The sequence below is a fragment of the Providencia sp. genome (assembly GCF_040396775.1).
In the GTDB taxonomy this organism is placed as follows: Bacteria; Pseudomonadota; Gammaproteobacteria; order Enterobacterales; family Enterobacteriaceae; genus Providencia.
This window is the reverse complement of sequence record NZ_JBEBNT010000026.1, coordinates 1-17,238: the sequence shown is the minus strand read 5'-3', so window position 1 is coordinate 17,238 and position 17,238 is coordinate 1. Positions and strand designations below refer to the sequence as shown.

Annotated in this window: 14 protein-coding genes; 7 read left to right on the top strand and 7 right to left on the bottom strand. The window is 44.0% G+C overall.

Annotated elements, in window-relative coordinates; translation table 11 throughout:
- The first annotated feature begins 179 nt into the window (after positions 1 to 179).
- The 6 genes from lptD to apaH all read left to right on the top strand — a co-directional run bounded on the left by lptD (position 180) and on the right by apaH (position 7,251).
- On the top strand, positions 180 to 2,552 hold the full coding sequence (lptD, locus tag ABWP91_RS18555) for an LPS assembly protein LptD (protein ID WP_353244511.1): 2,373 nt from the start codon (positions 180 to 182) through the stop codon (positions 2,550 to 2,552).
- 368 nt (positions 2,553 to 2,920) lie between these two features.
- Positions 2,921 to 4,240, top strand: coding sequence for a peptidylprolyl isomerase SurA (gene surA, locus ABWP91_RS18550; RefSeq protein ID WP_353244489.1), 1,320 nt, complete (start codon positions 2,921 to 2,923; stop codon positions 4,238 to 4,240).
- The gene (gene pdxA / locus ABWP91_RS18545) at positions 4,224 to 5,216 is read left to right on the top strand and encodes a 4-hydroxythreonine-4-phosphate dehydrogenase PdxA (RefSeq protein WP_353244488.1); all 993 of its coding nucleotides are present in this window, start codon (positions 4,224 to 4,226) and stop codon (positions 5,214 to 5,216) included. Before surA ends, pdxA begins: the two co-directional genes overlap by 17 nt.
- A complete protein-coding gene (gene rsmA / locus ABWP91_RS18540) occupies positions 5,213 to 6,022 on the top strand; it encodes a 16S rRNA (adenine(1518)-N(6)/adenine(1519)-N(6))-dimethyltransferase RsmA (protein ID WP_273805172.1) in 810 nt (269 codons plus the stop codon). The genes pdxA and rsmA overlap by 4 nt, the downstream gene beginning before the upstream one ends.
- 18 nt (positions 6,023 to 6,040) lie before the next feature.
- Entirely contained in the window at positions 6,041 to 6,418 is a 378-nt protein-coding gene (gene apaG / locus ABWP91_RS18535; RefSeq protein WP_047755704.1) for a Co2+/Mg2+ efflux facilitator ApaG/CorD, read from the top strand.
- Positions 6,419 to 6,420: 2 nt separating this feature from the next.
- A complete protein-coding gene (gene apaH / locus ABWP91_RS18530) occupies positions 6,421 to 7,251 on the top strand; it encodes a bis(5'-nucleosyl)-tetraphosphatase (symmetrical) ApaH (protein WP_353244487.1) in 831 nt (276 codons plus the stop codon).
- Between the two features lie 61 nt (positions 7,252 to 7,312).
- Here apaH and folA read toward each other — a convergent pair whose 3' ends face one another.
- Positions 7,313 to 7,810, bottom strand: coding sequence for a type 3 dihydrofolate reductase (gene folA / locus ABWP91_RS18525; protein WP_353244486.1), 498 nt, complete (start codon positions 7,808 to 7,810; stop codon positions 7,313 to 7,315).
- A 249-nt stretch (positions 7,811 to 8,059) separates the two neighbouring features.
- On the opposite strand from folA, the gene ABWP91_RS18520 reads away from it, so the two are divergent.
- Positions 8,060 to 8,674 carry a LysE family translocator gene (locus ABWP91_RS18520; RefSeq protein WP_353244485.1) on the top strand — a complete coding sequence of 205 codons (615 nt, stop codon included), beginning with the start codon at positions 8,060 to 8,062 and terminating at the stop codon, positions 8,672 to 8,674.
- A gap of 70 nt (positions 8,675 to 8,744) precedes the next feature.
- Here the strand turns inward: ABWP91_RS18520 and ftsP are convergent, their stop codons facing one another.
- From ftsP to cpdA, 6 genes are all read right to left on the bottom strand, one after another.
- The gene (gene ftsP / locus ABWP91_RS18515) at positions 8,745 to 10,163 is read right to left on the bottom strand and encodes a cell division protein FtsP (RefSeq protein WP_353244484.1); all 1,419 of its coding nucleotides are present in this window, start codon (positions 10,161 to 10,163) and stop codon (positions 8,745 to 8,747) included.
- A gap of 357 nt (positions 10,164 to 10,520) precedes the next feature.
- Positions 10,521 to 11,261: a 1-acylglycerol-3-phosphate O-acyltransferase gene (locus tag ABWP91_RS18510; RefSeq protein ID WP_353244483.1), complete on the bottom strand. Its 741-nt coding sequence runs from the start codon at positions 11,259 to 11,261 to the stop codon at positions 10,521 to 10,523.
- 97 nt (positions 11,262 to 11,358) lie between these two features.
- Positions 11,359 to 13,614, bottom strand: coding sequence for a DNA topoisomerase IV subunit A (parC, locus tag ABWP91_RS18505; RefSeq protein ID WP_353244482.1), 2,256 nt, complete (start codon positions 13,612 to 13,614; stop codon positions 11,359 to 11,361).
- A gap of 34 nt (positions 13,615 to 13,648) precedes the next feature.
- Positions 13,649 to 15,544, bottom strand: a complete 1,896-nt coding sequence (gene parE / locus ABWP91_RS18500) for a DNA topoisomerase IV subunit B (protein WP_353244481.1) — start codon at positions 15,542 to 15,544, stop codon at positions 13,649 to 13,651.
- A gap of 87 nt (positions 15,545 to 15,631) precedes the next feature.
- The gene (yqiA, locus tag ABWP91_RS18495) at positions 15,632 to 16,213 is read right to left on the bottom strand and encodes an esterase YqiA (RefSeq protein WP_353244480.1); all 582 of its coding nucleotides are present in this window, start codon (positions 16,211 to 16,213) and stop codon (positions 15,632 to 15,634) included.
- A gap of 6 nt (positions 16,214 to 16,219) precedes the next feature.
- Entirely contained in the window at positions 16,220 to 17,059 is an 840-nt protein-coding gene (cpdA, locus tag ABWP91_RS18490) for a 3',5'-cyclic-AMP phosphodiesterase (protein WP_353244479.1), read from the bottom strand.
- Positions 17,060 to 17,238: the final 179 nt, after the last annotated feature.

Below are 17,238 nucleotides of genomic sequence, written 5' to 3'. Positions count from 1 at the left end.
ATCCCTCAATTCTTCAATGCTCAAAATGCAATTTTGCATTATCATACTATTCATTCTGCTCTATGCATAACTACCCGCGCGTAAAGTTTCTTACATTATACTGGCGCAAAGTGGTTGGCTAAGTTAGTCTTTGAGCGTTTGCTGGCTGTGCCAATGATGACGGAACCGCATATTTAATGATGAAAAAAAGCTATCCAACACTAGTTGCCACCCTTGTATGGGCGGCTATTTATAGTCAGCAAGCGCATGCTGACCTTGCGCAGCAGTGTATGTTGGGCGTCCCTGTTTACACAAAACCAATTGTAAAAGGCGACTCTAACAACCTGCCAATTAACATTACGGCTGAAGATGTTCGTGGTGAATACCCTAATTTTGTTGAATATGACGGCAATGTCGATATCCAACAAGGGAACCAAACGCTGACCGCTGATAAAGTTAAACTAACGCAAACTGAAACTGCGGGACAGCCACCTGTTCGCGAAGTTACCGCAACAGGTAATGTTCACTATGACGACCCGCAAATTATCTTAAAAGGCCCTTCCGCTTGGTCTAACTTAGATAATAAAAATACCGACGTAAACGACGGTAACTACATGATGGTCGGTCGCCAAGGCCGTGGTGACGCGACGAAAATGAAAATGCGTGGTGAAAACCGCTATTCCATCATGGAAAACGGGACATTCACCACCTGCTTACCGGGCAATAATAGCTGGAGCGTTGCAGGGTCTGAAGTCATTATCGACCGTGAGGAAGAAGTGGCGGAAATTTGGCATGCGCGCTTTAAAGTCGGTGATGTACCGATTTTCTACAGCCCCTACATGCAATTACCGATTGGTAATAAGCGCCGCTCTGGTTTCTTAATCCCAACGGGTAGCTATTCGACTAACGACGGCTTAGAGTTCTCTTTACCGTATTATTGGAATATTGCCCCGAATTATGATGCGACCATCACACCTCAGTTTATGACCCACAGAGGCGTGAAGTTAAACAACGAATTTCGTTATCTGATCACGCCGGGAACAGGCACAGTCGCTTTTGATTACATCGCCCGTGACCGTGCTTATATCAAAGATAAAGAACGTGAAAAACGTGCTGCTCGTGATAGCGATGACCGTTGGTTATTCTACTGGCGCCATTCAGGCACCTACGCGGGGCACTGGAATTTTGCGTCTGACTACACCAAAGTTAGCGATCCGCAATACTTTACCGATTTTAGCTCCCAGTACGGTAGTACAACCGATGGCTACGCCACGCAAAAATTCAGCGCGGGCTATTCAGATACCAACTGGAATGCGAAAGTTACCCACAAACAATTCCAAATTTTTGCGGATAACCCGAACAAACGCGCTTATAAAGCAGAGCCGCAAGTTGACTTCAATTATTATAAAAATAATTTAGGTGCTTTTGATGTGCATACCTATGCGCAAGCCGCTCGCTTTACCAGCGTAGGTAAAAATAACCCTGATGCAACGCGTTTACACATTGAGCCTGAAGTGAACCTGCCATTATCAAATGGCTGGGCAAACATGAATAACAGCATCAAACTGTATGCGACCCATTATGACCAAGATATTCCAACATCAAATACGGATAGCAGCCTAGAGAAAAACGTTAGCCGCGTGCTCCCAATGTTTAAGAGCGATGCTAAAGTCGTTTTCGAGCGAGACCTTTTCCAAGGCAGCGATTATGTGCAAACATTAGAGCCTCGCGTTCAATATTTGTATATTCCCTATAAAGATCAGGACAATATCAATAACTTTGACTCCTCTTTACTGCAATCGGATTACAGCGGTTTATTCCGTGACCGTATATACAGTGGCCTTGACCGTATCGCCTCTGCAAATCAGTTCACGACTGGTTTAACGACTCGCGTTTATGATGATGCACTCGCGGAACGCTTTAATTTCTCTGTAGGGCAAATCTATTACTTTGAGCGTCCACGTGCAGGAAACTCTAACAGCCCTATCGATGATAAGAGCAACACAGGTTCTTTACTGTGGGCAACAGATTCCATGTGGCGTATTGATGAAAACTGGGGTATTCGTGGCGGGTTACAATACGACCGCCGCCTCGGTAACGTCACAATGGGTAATGCCGTTGCAGAGTACCGTTTAGATGCTGACCGCTTAGTCCAATTAAACTACCGCTTTGTTGACCGTGATTATATTCAAGCTACTTTCCGTCGAGATGAAGCAGAGAATGGCGGCTATACCTATACACTACCTGAATACCAACAAGGTATTTCCCAAGTTGGTACAGTTGTAAGTTGGCCATTAAGCGAACAATGGGGCTTTGTTGGTTCCTATTATTACGATACCAAACAACAGCAATCTGCAAGCCAATTGGTTGGGTTGCAATACAATACCTGTTGCTGGGCAGTCAACCTTGGCTATGAACGGAAGATTGTCGGTTGGCAAAAAGAGAAGTTCAGCAGCGAATATGATAATAAATGGTCAGTCAATGTGGAACTTAGAGGCCTAAATAACAATCATAGTTTAGGTAGTCAGAAAATGTTAGAAGCGGGTATCATGCCTTACCAGCGTGCTTTCTGATAACAAATAGCATCGTTTATTCTGAATAACATGTGACTTGCGCGAGTGAACAATTTGAGATGCATTTACTCTAAATAATTCGAGGTGCAGTTAGGCGACAAATGAATGAGTCGCTAGGAGCATACATCAGTATGTGACTTGCGCGAATGAGTGCAGTCAACAACACTGCAACTTGAAGTATGACAAGTAAATAATTCGAGGTGCAGTTAGGCGACAAATGAGTGAGTCGCTAGGAACATACATCAGTATGTGACTTGCGCGAGTGAGTGCAGTCAACAACACTGCAACTTGAAGTATGACGAGTAAAACGAATAAACAACGTATTAGCCCGCATTTAGCGGAATCAAAGTCAATATTATAGGACCATTATGAAGAATTGGAGAACGCTTATTCTGGGACTGATGTTCGCAAGCTCTGCTACGTTGGCTGCGCCACAGCAAATGGATAAAGTGGCTGCGGTTGTCAATAACGGAGTTGTGCTGGAAAGTGACATCCAGAATATGATTAACACAGTTAAACTGAATGCACAGAACGCACGCCAGCAGATCCCTGATGATCAAACGCTACGTCATCAAATCCTCGATCGTTTGGTGATGGATAACATCATGCTGCAAATGGCAAGCCAAATGCAGATCAATATCCCAGATGAAGCAGTGACTGCAACTATCACTGATATTGCACGTCAAAATGGTTTAACACTGGAACAAATGCAACAGCGTTTAACCGCTGATGGCATCAACATGAACCAGTACCGCAGTGAAATCCGCAAAGAGATGCTTATTGCCGAAGTTCGTAATAACGAAGTTCGCCGTCGCGTTACCATTTTGCCACAAGAAGTTGATGCTCTTGCTGAGCAAATGAGTTCACAAGCTAACTATGAAATGGGCGTCAATTTAAGTCACATCTTGATCCCATTACCAGAAAACCCAACACCAGAACAGCTAAAAACCGCGGAAGCATTAGTGGATAAAATTTTAGCTGACCTGAAAAAAGGCGGTGATTTCGGTAAGTTAGCCATTGCATACTCTGCGGACCCTCAAGCGCTCAAAGGCGGCAATATGGGTTGGTCACGTTTGCAAGAGCTTCCAGTCGTATTTGCTGAACAGCTAAAAAATGCGAAAAAAGGTGATATCGCAGGCCCAATCCGCTCAGGTGTCGGTTACCATATTTTACGCGTGAACGATGTCAGCGGGGGTAGCCAGCCTATCTCTGTGACTGAAGTAAAAGCGCGTCATATCTTGATTAAATCATCTCCAATTATGGATGATGCACAAGCAAGACAAAAGCTGAATAAAATTGCCCAAGATATCCGCTCTGGTGCCGTGTCATTCGAAGATGCTGCGAAAGAAAACTCAGAAGACCCGGGTAGTGCATTAAAAGGTGGTGAACTGGGCTGGAATATGCCTGATATTTACGACCCAGCATTCCGTGATGCATTGATGAAACTGAATAAAGGTGAATTAAGCCAACCGGTTCCTTCAAGTTTTGGCTGGCACTTAATTCAGTTAGAAGATACACGCAGTGTTGATAAAACTGACGCCGCACAAAAAGACCAAGCTTACCGTTTACTGTTCAACCGTAAATTTAACGAAGAAGCACAAAGCTGGATGCAAGAACAACGAGCTTCCGCTTACGTGAAAATTGTTGATGGTCGCGATAACCAAGCTAAAGATGAAAAATCTAACTAAGCCTATTGTGATTACCCCCGGTGAACCCGCCGGGATTGGCCCAGATTTGCTTATCCAGCTCGCTCAGCAGGCATGGCCTGTTGAGCTTGTTGCTTGCGCAGATCCTAGCTTGTTACTTGAGCGCGCTAAAACACTAAACTTGCCACTCACGTTAAGTGAATATGTGCCAAGTGAGGTGCTTAAAACACACGCTGCGGGGCATCTCTCTATTGTTCCAGTACAATTAAACGCCCCAGTGAAAGCAGGTAAGCTTAATGTCGACAATGGAAACTATGTGGTTGAAACCCTTGCTAGAGCCTGTGATGGTTGCTTAACAGGTGCGTTTTCCGCCATTGTGACAGGGCCAGTACATAAAGGCATTATTAACGATGCTGGGGTTACTTTTAGTGGGCACACCGAGTTTTTTGCTGATCGCAGTGGTTGTGAACGCGTTGTTATGATGCTGGCAACAGAAGAGTTACGCGTGGCCCTTGCAACAACACACCTTCCGTTAAAAGACGTTTCAGCCGCAATCACGCAGCAAAGCCTTCATGAAGTCATCACCATTTTACATCATGACTTGCAAACTAAGTTTGGCATTGAAAAACCCGTTATCTACGTCTGTGGGCTGAATCCTCATGCAGGGGAAGGTGGCCACATGGGTACGGAAGAGATTGATACCATTGAACCTGCATTGGAAAGTTTGCGGGCACAAGGCATCCATTTAGTCGGGCCACTGCCTGCTGATACTCTTTTCCAAGCCAAATACTTAGACCACGCTGATGCAGTTCTAGCAATGTATCACGATCAAGGTCTTCCTGTGTTAAAATACCAAGGTTTTGGTAGAGCGGTAAATATTACCCTCGGCCTACCGTTTATCCGCACCTCCGTCGACCATGGCACAGCCCTTGAGCTCGCAGGTACGGGTCATGCAGATGCGGGAAGTTTTATCACCGCATTGACATTAGCTATCCAAATGACATCTAAGAATACATGAATAATCGAGTCCATCAGGGGCACTTTGCCCGCAAACGTTTCGGGCAGAACTTTTTAACTGACCAATTTATTATCGACAGCATCGTTGATGCAATGAACCCTCTGCCGGGTCAATCCATCGTTGAAATCGGCCCCGGTTTAGGCGCACTTACGGAGCCTGTCGGTAGCCGCATTGAAAAAATGACGGTAGTCGAACTTGACCGTGACCTCGCGGCGCGTTTGCACGTCCATCCACAACTCAAAGATAAATTAACGATCATTCAGCAAGATGCGATGACCGTTGATTTTGGTGAATTGGCTAAACAAGCTGGCCAGCCACTGCGTGTGTTTGGTAACTTACCTTACAATATTTCCACGCCATTAATGTTTCACCTATTCACATTCACCAATTCCATTGCTGACATGAATTTTATGCTGCAAAAAGAGGTGGTTAACCGCTTAGTTGCAGGCCCCGGCAGCAAAGCCTTTGGCCGCTTGAGTGTGATGGCGCAATATTATTGTAACGTCGTGCCTGTACTTGAAGTGCCGCCAACAGCATTTACTCCAGCACCGAAAGTAGACTCTGCCATTGTCCGCTTGATCCCACACAGTGAGAATCCATATCCTGTTAAAGATATTAAATTCTTAAGTCGGATAACTACGCAGGCCTTTAATCAACGCCGTAAAACCATCCGTAACAGCCTTGGTGATTTATTTAGCGTTGAAGAATTAACCGAATTAGGCATCGATTTGAGTACTCGTGCTGAAAATATTTCTGTTGAACAGTACTGCAAAATGGCAAACTATCTTTCTAACCGATCAGAATAGAATATTGAAGGAGGCACTATGCTTAACGAGCCGAATGTGAGCATCCAAGTTCAGAGTGTCTACATCGAGAGCCAATCTCAGCCCGATATTGCCAGATATGTGTTTGCTTATACCATTTGCATTCGCAATTTAGGGCGCGATCCCATCCAATTAATGAGCCGCTATTGGCTCATTACGAACAGTGATGGCCATAAAACCGAAGTTCAAGGTGAAGGGGTTGTGGGCGAACAGCCAATCATTCAGCCGGGAACCGAATATCGTTATACCAGCGGTGCCGTTCTTGAAACACCAATGGGGACGATGGAAGGCTATTACGTGATGATTAGTACGCAAGGGGATAATTTCCATGTGGATATCCCTGCTTTTCGTCTGGCAATTCCAACACTGATTAATTAATTATGTCGACATATATAGTAGGTGATATTCACGGCTGCTATCGTGAATTACGTGAATTGATGGACAGTGTCAATTTTGACCCGCAACAAGACACGCTATGGTTAACTGGTGACTTAGTCGCTCGAGGTGCAGAGTCGCTGCAAGTTTTGCGTTATGTCAAAAGCCTAGGGGATTCTGCCCGCTTAGTTTTGGGCAATCATGATCTTCATTTGCTTGGGATCTACTGCAAAATTAGCCGCAATAAGCCGAAAGACCACCTTGATGAATTATTGCATGCACCTGATTTGGATGAGCTAATTAACTGGTTACGCCGCCAGCCGCTATTGCAAATCGATGAAGAGCGCAAAATGGTGATGACCCATGCAGGGATCACGCCGCAGTGGGACATTGAAACAGCCAAAATGTGTGCGAGAGAAGTGGAAGCCGTTCTTTCCAGTGATGCCTATCCTTTATTCATTGACTCAATGTATGGTGATATGCCAAACAATTGGTCTGATAGCTTGATGGGGCTTGCTCGCTTACGTTTTAGCACTAATGCACTGACACGTTTACGCTACTGTTTCCCTAATGGTCAGTTGGATATGATCTGCAAAGAAAATCCCAAAAAAGCCCCTGCACCTTTAAAGCCATGGTTCGATTTACCTAGCCAGCTACCTGAAGACTATTCCGTATTTTTTGGTCATTGGGCATCACTGGAAGGAAAGTGTACACCAGATAACGTGTATGCAATGGACACGGGCTGCTGCTGGGGAGGCGATTTAACGTTACTCCATTGGGAAACCAAGCAATATCACCACCAAAAGTCCTACCAAAAGAGCCGTAAAGAATCCTGATTGAATAAAATGTAAAATGGCGCAATTAAGCGCCATTTTTATATTTGTCATCGCTTGAAAATCAATCTCTTTTCGTCAGAATTTCGAAGCAATACCCATGAGTATTATTTTCATCCGCTTCGTGATATTCCGTAAAGATAGAATCCCACTCATCTGGCTCATATGCAGGGAAGTGCGTATCACCAATCACTTCTGCATCAACATGTGTCAAATAAAGTTTATTGGCTAATGGCAGAAATTGTTGGTAAACCTTACCGCCACCAATCACCATCACTTCTTCTACGTTTTCTACTGCTTGTGCGGCAGCGAGCGCCTCTTCAATAGAAGTCACCCAAATAACGGTATTATCCGCGCCCGCAGGCTGACTGCTCAGTACAATGTTGACTCGCTGCGGTAATGGACGCCCAATAGATTCATAAGTCACACGGCCCATAATCACGGGTTTATTTAACGTGTTTCGTTTGAACCACGCGAGATCCCCAGGTAAATTCCAAGGCATCGCTTTTTCCATGCCGATAACCTGATCGATCGCCATTGCTGCGATTAAGCTAATATTCATTTACTCACCTTAGAAGCAAAATATAAAAATTGAGCACACTATACGTAAAGAGATTTGCTTCGTCGACTAAATTTAAACTTCCTTAAACAGCTTTGAATCACTTATACTCGAATTGCTAAAATTAAGACTAAAAATAACATTAAAAATCAAAAAAGAGCCTGTTTTCCTCTCTGAAGAGCCAGACATTCAGTAGATAATGGTTAGGCCCCAAAAAATAGCAAAACAGTGCTAAACAAAGAGACCTGTATCATGTACGAAACCAGTATTATGGTGGCGACGATCGCCGCATTAGGGATGCTCTCACCGGGACCCGATTTCTTCCTTATTGTCAAAAATGCCGCCCGTTACCAACGTTCTGCTGCACTCATGACCGCCTTTGGTGTGATTGCAGCCATTGCCTTGCACATGTCTTACTGCGTTGCAGGTCTTGCTGTACTCATTACCACCACACCATGGCTATTCAATATTTTAAAATACGCTGGTGCCGTTTATTTGGTTTGGATAGGAATTAAAAGCTTGTTGCCCCAATCGAGCAATTTAGCTGATTTAAATACCACTAAACACGAAATTGTTTCCTTTAAAAAAGCCTTTATGCAGGGATTTCTGTGCAATGTACTCAATCCCAAGGCGACGCTGTTCTTTCTTGCCGTATTTACCCAAGTGTTGGACATCAACTCAACATTTGGAGAAAAACTGTGGTTTGCCTTTATTATCTGGGGATTAGCCGTTATTTATTGGCCCATTTTAGTATTTCTTATCCAAAGTGCCCCTGTCAGAAAAGGCTTAGCCAAAGTGCAAAAATACGTCGATAGAGTGCTTGGCGTGATTTTAATTGCTTTCGGAATTCGTGTGGCACTTAGCTAATTTATTTATTTAATACATAAAAAAAGCAGGCGCTAAATAAAGTGCCTGCTTTTTGTTTTCTGACAAACGATTAGTATTGTATCGCTTCTTGTGGTGCAACCACCATCTGCCCCACTGAACCTAAATCCGCTTTTTCCAAGTTTTGACTATAGAATAAAAACGGGAAATGATTATAGGAAGGTTGCATCATCTGCACCAATAATTCAGTGCGACCACTAACCCAAACCGTATCTTTCCAACCATAGTCTTCAGGTGGCGTAGGCTGTCCATTACGGTTGATGATTTTAAAACGCACACCCTCAATATGAAACGCTTGAGGTTCATTCGTGGTGACAACCCAACGCTCCCAATTTCCTTGGCGGCTGGTGATATCCACACGGTTAGTATCAATGGCTGCATTATTAATACCAAAACCATCATTAAGGTGAATATCTCTTTGGGTAATACTGGAAGTCACTTGCGTCTTATCTTCCGTCAATTGTGTCGGTAAACCATCGGTGACCAATGACATCAAACCGGTTGCTTTAATCGTCAACACATTCGTCGAGATCAAACTGTTCGAAGGCTCAAACAACCCTTTTAATCTATCCATAAACGTGGCAGATTCACCCGCAGTAATAGTCAGCTCCTGCGTTTTAGCCATATCAATGAGCACTTCACGCCTTTCTCCCGGTGCAAGTGGTAACTCTTGAACATTGACTGGTGCTGTTAACAGCCCTTGATCTGAGGCTATCATCGCAAATGGGCGACCATCGCTGATTTTCATTACATAATTACGTGAGTTCGATGCATTTAATAACCGTAAACGTACCCAGCCGCGAGAGACTTCGACATAGGGGTTTTGTACACCATTGACTAATAATGTATCCCCGAGGAAGCCGTTTTCTTCAGCTTTATACTCAGGTACACCAAAGTTATCCAAGCGTTTGTCTTGAATGATCACAGGGAAATCATCTACACCATAATGGTTAGGTAAGCGAAGGTTTTTTGTGACATCATCTTCAATAATCCACATGCCTAGTAACCCATTATGGATTTGCTCTCCCATTTTCCCTTGGGTATTTGCGTGATACCAAAGCGTCGCCGCATTCTGGCGAATTGGGATCACGGGAGACCAATCCGCATTGGGAGAGATCAACCTTGCCGCACCACCAATTTGCGTACCGGGTATCTGTAGCCCGCTGACGGTCATTGACACCGCTTCGGGTAAGCGATTACTGTATATCAGCTTAATATCATCGCCATTTTTGACTTTTACCGTCGGCCCGGGTGAAGAACCATTTATACCCCATATATCCGCAGAGTATTTGCCATCAAAAGACCAATGGACTTTTTGTAATGTTAAGAAGAGTGGTTGCCCAGACCGAGACTCTAACAATGGGGGCACAGGTAATGCTGTCGCGCCTTCTGCACTCGCATTAATTGGCGCATATAACGCACACAGAGCCAACCCTACCGCTACTAGGGTTTGGCATCGATTGAATGACATAAATTCTCCGCTAAATAAACATTCCAGCGCATTTTATTTTTAGATATTCGATATTTTTAGCCTATAAGTTGGCTAATTTTAGATTGGCGCTAGTAATAATACGACTTAGAGACAACAATTTGTTACTTCGCTAATTTTGCAAGCCATGATATCGCGAAAAAAGATTAAATTCTAAAAATATCTTTCTAATATATAAAAAATTAATTAATAGAATTATAAATTGTGTGGTTTATTAATTAGGAAATAATATAAGGTAGGAAAATAATTATTGGCTTAACGTTAATTAGCAGGAGCAGGCCTCGGTAAAACTCAGGGCAATGATTGCTCATTACCCTTTTGACGTATCGACTTAATTTATTATGCTTTTTTCGTTTGCTTATTCAGTTCTTCGACTTCTAAATCAAGCTCTTTGATTTTCGCTTCCATCAATGAATGGCAATACTCCGAGAGTTCCCTAACCTGATCTCTGGTATAGGTTGAAGTATCGATAGGATCTAGCATTTCGATGATAACATGGCCATTATTCCAACGATTTAACGCAATTTTGCCCTGTGTGCTGGATACACACACTGGCACAATCGGCACGCCCGCTGCAATAGCCGCATGGAAAGCACCCGTTTTAAATGGCAATAAACCACGGCCACGACTACGCGTTCCTTCAGGGAACATCCACACGGAAATTTTACGTTTTTTGATTTGATCGGCCACTTGAGAAATTGTGTTATGCGCTTTTGAACGATTCGCACGGTCAATCAAAATGTTGCCAGTGATCCAATACAAGAAACCAAAGAATGGGATAAACACCAAGCTTTTCTTACCCACAGTCACCGTTCTAGGCAGCACACCATTGGACATCGTGACCATATCGTAGTTATTTTGGTGGTTACCAATATAAATACTTGGGCCGTAGCTTTTGGCTTTTTTAGGCACACGATTGATGACTTTTATACCAAAAACCACTGATAAACGCCCAAACATATGGCCGAATGTCATCACATGTTTTGGGTTACGCGGGCTGAATAAGCAATAGATACCACCGCCCACACAAACGAGGATGGTGTAGATAATGACAATAATCGCTCTAATAAGCGCTAACATACTAACCCCAAATTAGCGGGGCATCAGCGCCCCACGATGAATTTTAACCTTCGGTGCCAAATACAATACCTTGATAAGGCACCCATTAAATTTATTGTTATGCGTTATCTACAGGCTCGATATCGATACGCTCAATATTGTGCATTCCACGCGGTAGCGATGTCCCTTTACGACCACGCTCCGAGCGGTATTTCTGTAGATCTTCAGATTTAAATTTCAGTTTTCGTTTACCAAAATGCAGTGTCATTGAAGCACCAACAGGTAACAGCATCAACCATGTTAATACATCTTCGCCGCTTGCAGCTTGCGCACCTGCAATATTGATAATTTTATTCCCTTTACCTTTTGAAAGCTGAGGCAAATCGGCCACAGGGAAGATTAACATACGCCCTGCTTTGGTAATGGCCAATAACAAATCTTCTTGCTCATTGTTTAGCTCAATTGGTGCCAGTACTTTTGCATTTTCAGGCAATGAAATCAGCGCTTTACCAGATTTATTTTTTGTCACCAAATCATTGAATGTACAAATAAACCCATAACCCGCGTCTGATGCCATCAAGTATTTTTGCTCTTCTGGCGCCATTAAGACGTGCTCAATCGTTGCGCCTGGTGGTAAGGTTAATTTGCCAGTAAGCGGTTCACCTTGGCTACGCGCAGATGGCAATTCCAGTGGGTCAACCGAGTAGCTGCGCCCAGTGGTATCAAGGAACACTGCCGCTTGGTTCGATTTACCACGGGCTGCACCTTTAAAGCCATCGCCGGCTTTATAATTCAAATTAGTTGGCTCAATATCATGGCCTTTCGCACTACGCACCCACCCCATATCAGACAGCACAACCGTGATTGGCTCTGAGGGGAGAATTTCATGCTCGCTCATCGCTTTCGCTTCTTCACGCTCTTGGAGTGGAGAACGGCGATCATCACCATAAGCTTTTGCATCCGCCTGAATTTCTTTTCTGATTAATGTATTCAAGCGGCGCTCTGAACCTAAAATCGCTTGTAGTTCATCACGTTCTTTGGCTAATTCGTCTTGTTCACCACGGATTTTCATCTCTTCCAATTTGGCTAAATGACGTAATTTCAGCTCTAAAATAGCCTCTGCCTGAGTATCCGAAATATTAAAACGAGACATCAACACCGTTTTAGGCTCATCTTCAGTACGGATGATTTCAATAACTTCATCGATATTCAGGTAAGCAATTAATAAACCGTCTAAAATATGCAGACGTCTTAAAACTTTGTCTAAACGGTGATTCAAACGGTTACGCACAGTTTGGCGACGATAAGTAATCCACTCCGTTAATATCTCAACCAAGCCTTTCACCGCAGGGCGGTTATCTAAGCCAATCATGTTGAGGTTAACGCGGTAGCTTCTTTCTAAATCAGTTGTGGCAAATAAGTGAGTCATCACTTGTTCGAGGTCAACGCGATTACTGCGCGGAACAATCACTAAACGTGTTGGGTTTTCATGGTCAGATTCATCACGTAAATCTTCCACCATCGGCAATTTCTTCGCGCGCATTTGGCTCGCGATTTGCTCAAGAACTTTAGCACCTGAAACCTGATGAGGTAATGCCGTAATGACGGCATTACCATCTTCTTTTTCCCACACCGCACGCATGCGTACTGAACCACGGCCGTTTTGATAAATTTTACGAATATCTTCACGGGATGAGATAATTTCAGCTTCTGTTGGGAAATCAGGCCCCGGAATATACCCCATAATCTCATCAAGGTTCAGGGACGGTTTTTCCAGTAAAGCAACCAAGGCTTCTGCCACTTCACGGGCGTTGTGTGGCGGAATATCCGTTGCCATCCCAACCGCAATCCCCGTTGTACCATTTAACAAAATATTGGGTAAACGAGCAGGCAACATTTTCGGCTCGTTCATCGTGCCGTCAAAATTTGGAACCCAGTCGACAGTACCGTGGCCTAACTCGCTAAGTAATACTTCAGCGTATTTTGATAAACGTGATTCCGTATAACGCATCGCAGCAAATGATTTCGGATCATCAGGTGCCCCCCAGTTTCCTTGCCCATCCACTAATGGATAGCGATAAGAAAACGGCTGCGCCATTAACACCATCGCTTCATAACACGCGCTATCACCATGTGGGTGATATTTACCTAACACGTCACCGACAGTTCTTGCTGATTTTTTATATTTTGCGTTATTGCTGAGGCCCAGTTCTGACATCGCATACACGATACGACGCTGAACAGGTTTTAGCCCATCACCAATAAACGGCAGCGCCCTATCCATGATGACGTACATCGAATAGTTTAGATAGGCGCTTTCAGTAAAGGCATGAAGCGGTAAACGCTCCACGCCATCATGAGTAATTTCACTCATTCAATTCGTTCCTTACTCTTTTTATCGCAGGATGTTAGACATCAATTTCAGCCATATCGCCTTTTTCTTGCAGCCAATTGCGGCGGTCTTCTGAGCGTTTTTTCGCCAAAAGCATATCCATCACTGCAAGGGTTTCTTGGTAGTTTTCATCATCGATGATCAACTGAACAAGGCGACGAGTATTAGGGTCCAACGTGGTTTCACGTAATTGAAGTGGGTTCATTTCCCCCAGCCCTTTAAAGCGCTGAACGTTAGGTTTTCCACGTTTACGGCTTAACCTGTCGAGAACCGCATTTTTTTCACTTTCGTCTAATGCGTAAAAGGTTTCTTTACCTAAATCAATACGATACAACGGCGGCATTGCCATATACACATGCCCCGCTTTCACTAAGGTTGGGAAGTGCCGTACAAATAACGCACACAGCAGTGTCGCGATATGCAAACCATCAGAGTCCGCATCCGCAAGGATGCACACTTTACCGTAACGTAATTGGCTTAAATCTTCGCTATCAGGGTCAATACCAATCGCCACAGAAATATCATGGACTTCTTGTGAAGCTAATACTTCATCAGAAGAAACTTCCCATGTATTCAGTATCTTACCACGCAGTGGCATAATCGCCTGATATTCGCGGTCGCGGGCTTGCTTCGCTGAGCCCCCTGCCGAGTCCCCTTCAACGAGGAACAATTCAGTCATTTTTAAGTCTTGCGAGCTACAATCCGCCAGCTTGCCCGGCAAAGCAGGGCCGCTTGTTAGCTTCTTACGCACCACTTTTTTCGCCGCACGCAGCCGGCGTTGTGCGCTTGAAATCGCCATTTCTGCCAGTTGTTCCGCGATTTGTACGTTTTGGTTTAACCACAGGCTAAAGGCGTCTTTGACTACCCCTGAAACAAAGGCGGCACATTGGCGTGAAGACAGGCGTTCTTTGGTTTGCCCAGCAAATTGTGGGTCTTGCATTTTTACCGAAAGCACATAGGTACAGCGCTCCCAGATATCATCTGCCGATAATTTTACACCGCGTGGTAGGATATTACGGAATTCACAGAATTCACGCATCGCATCCAACAAGCCTTGGCGCAAACCATTGACGTGAGTACCGCCTTGCGCGGTTGGGATCAAGTTCACATAACTTTCAGTAAGTAGCTCGCCACCTTCTGGTAACCATAACAGTGCCCATTGTGCCGCTTCCGTTTCGCTAGAAAACTCCCCTGTGAAAGGTTTTTCTGGCAAGGCTTCTAAGCCATCAACGGATTCCATCAAGTAATCTGTTAACCCGTCGCTATAGCACCAGCTTTGCTCAGTATTATTGAGCTGATCCTTAAACGTGATTTTCACGCCAGGGCATAAAACGGCTTTGGCTTTTAAGTTATGAGTTAAACGGGAAACTGAAAACTTCGGGCTATCGAAATAGCTTTCATCAGGCCAAAAATGCACGCTGGTCCCTGTGTTACGCTTCCCACAAGTGCCTATCACATGCAAATCTTCGACTTTATCGCCATTTTCAAAGGCGATTTGATAAACCTGGCTATCACGGCGCACGGTCACTTCAATACGTTTTGATAACGCATTGACGACGGAGATACCTACCCCATGCAAACCACCTGAAAATTGGTAGTTTTTATTGGAGAATTTTCCCCCTGCGTGTAACTGACCTAAAATCAATTCAACCGCGGAGACTTTCATTTCTGGGTGGATATCGACAGGCATTCCACGCCCATCATCAATCACTTCAATGGATTGATCTGCATATAAAATAACTTCAATGTGCCCCGCGTGCCCAGCAAGCGCTTCGTCGACACTATTATCAATTACTTCTTGAGCCAAATGGTTCGGCCGCGAGGTATCGGTATACATCCCCGGACGGCGGCGAACAGGCTCCAAACCACTGAGGACTTCAATAGCCTCTGCGTTATAACTAGATTGAGTCATATTGTCATTCTGCGGTAATTGGTGATTAATTGAACTATTCAATCAGTGAGTTACTGGTGATAATAACAGTGTTCATGCGTTTTAGCACTATTTCTCTACCAATTGAAGGAAATGGACAATTTGAGAAAAGTAAGCGTCAAAACCAGTAAAAGCATGATTACCGTCAGGTTCCACAGTCTGTTTACACTTTGAAAGATAGGTAACAGCTTCGCGATAATCAAGTACTTCATCCCCCATTTGTTGTAACAGCCAAATTCGATGAGATGCAGAAAGCTGTTCGATATGCAGTGATTTTAGCTCGCCAATATGTTTGGATTCCAGAACATATTGTTCATGGGTATAGGGGTTAATATTGGCACCCAAATAGTCTTGTAGCAAGTCAAACGGTCGGACAGCAGGGTTTACTATCACTGCGGGAAGGTGATAACGCTCTGAAAACCAAATTGAAAAATAACCGCCAAGGGATGAGCCAACCAACCCAATATGGTCATGTCGATGTTGCTGAATTATTTCATCTAGCATCATTTCGGCTTGCGCTGGGAAATTCGGTAATTGAGGTACTATCATATTGATATGTGGGTAATTAGCTTCTATCCATTGCTTTAAGCTATTGGCTTTTGCTGATAACGGCGAGCTATTAAAGCCATGAATATAGAGTAAGGTAGCCATCGCGAATTAATAACCGTCAGAATCTAAATCAGGGCTAAATTCGCGGGTTTCCAAGCGATGTACGGTCGTCGTAACATGCCTTTGCCCTTTTTCATTCACGCTTAACTCTAGATATCGCCAGCCAGGAGCAACGGTATCTAATGCAAAATTAGTGCAATGAGGCTTAAATTGAACGCAAGTCGATGGTGTGGCTAATAAACGGATCCCATGCCAGTTTTCATCCATTTCCTGATGAATATGCCCACAAAGCATCGCTTTCACATTTGGGTAGCCTTTTAAATAGTCCGCTAAGATATGTGAATTTCTTAAGCTGTGCTGATCAAGCCACGTACAGCCCGATGGCAGAGGGTGATGGTGCAGCATCACTAATGTCGTGCGTTGTGGTTCCGCGTCTAAACTCACTTTCATCCATTCTAATTGCTGCTCAGAAAGCTCACCGTGAGGCACATCTTGCAATTGGCTGTCCAGCATGAGGATTTGCCACTCGTCACCAATTAAAATTTGTTTCGCACTTGAAATACCAGCCACGCGCAGGCTTTCGACCATTGCAGGTGGGTAATCATGGTTTCCAGGAAGCCAAACACAAGGTGCGGGAATACGTTCAATGCCTTTTGCAAAGTGTTGATAAGCCTTTGGTGATTGGTCTTGAACCAAATCCCCTGTTGCAACGATCAAGTCAATTGGGAGATTTTGTGCTGCGATAGCATCAAGTACCGCCTGATAGCTTTTATAGGTGTTTACACCTAACAGGGTGTTTTCTGTATCTGCAAACAGATGCGTATCAGTAACCTGTAAAATTCTCACAATGTTAGAGTGCTTTGCAGTCACTTCAAGCTGGCTATCCAAAAGTCTTCCTTTTCCGTCAATATTGTTAATACTTAATCTATTCTATTCATTACAACTATACAAAAACTCAACGCACTGACAGTTAGCCTACCTAGCTTATGAATTTTCTTCACTACCCCCAAAAAACACGCTTAATTACTCTAAATAATTCGAGTTGCAAGAAGGCGGCAATCGGAGCT

Coding starts and splice junctions, on each gene's coding strand:
- lptD (WP_353244511.1), top strand. CDS start 180: ATGAAAAAAAGCTATCCAACACTAGTTGCCACCCTTGTATGGGCGGCT.
- surA (WP_353244489.1), top strand. CDS start 2,921: ATGAAGAATTGGAGAACGCTTATTCTGGGACTGATGTTCGCAAGCTCT.
- pdxA (WP_353244488.1), top strand. CDS start 4,224: ATGAAAAATCTAACTAAGCCTATTGTGATTACCCCCGGTGAACCCGCC.
- rsmA (WP_273805172.1), top strand. CDS start 5,213: ATGAATAATCGAGTCCATCAGGGGCACTTTGCCCGCAAACGTTTCGGG.
- apaG (WP_047755704.1), top strand. CDS start 6,041: ATGCTTAACGAGCCGAATGTGAGCATCCAAGTTCAGAGTGTCTACATC.
- apaH (WP_353244487.1), top strand. CDS start 6,421: ATGTCGACATATATAGTAGGTGATATTCACGGCTGCTATCGTGAATTA.
- folA (WP_353244486.1), bottom strand. CDS start 7,810: ATGAATATTAGCTTAATCGCAGCAATGGCGATCGATCAGGTTATCGGC.
- ABWP91_RS18520 (WP_353244485.1), top strand. CDS start 8,060: ATGTACGAAACCAGTATTATGGTGGCGACGATCGCCGCATTAGGGATG.
- ftsP (WP_353244484.1), bottom strand. CDS start 10,163: ATGTCATTCAATCGATGCCAAACCCTAGTAGCGGTAGGGTTGGCTCTG.
- ABWP91_RS18510 (WP_353244483.1), bottom strand. CDS start 11,261: ATGTTAGCGCTTATTAGAGCGATTATTGTCATTATCTACACCATCCTC.
- parC (WP_353244482.1), bottom strand. CDS start 13,614: ATGAGTGAAATTACTCATGATGGCGTGGAGCGTTTACCGCTTCATGCC.
- parE (WP_353244481.1), bottom strand. CDS start 15,544: ATGACTCAATCTAGTTATAACGCAGAGGCTATTGAAGTCCTCAGTGGT.
- yqiA (WP_353244480.1), bottom strand. CDS start 16,213: ATGGCTACCTTACTCTATATTCATGGCTTTAATAGCTCGCCGTTATCA.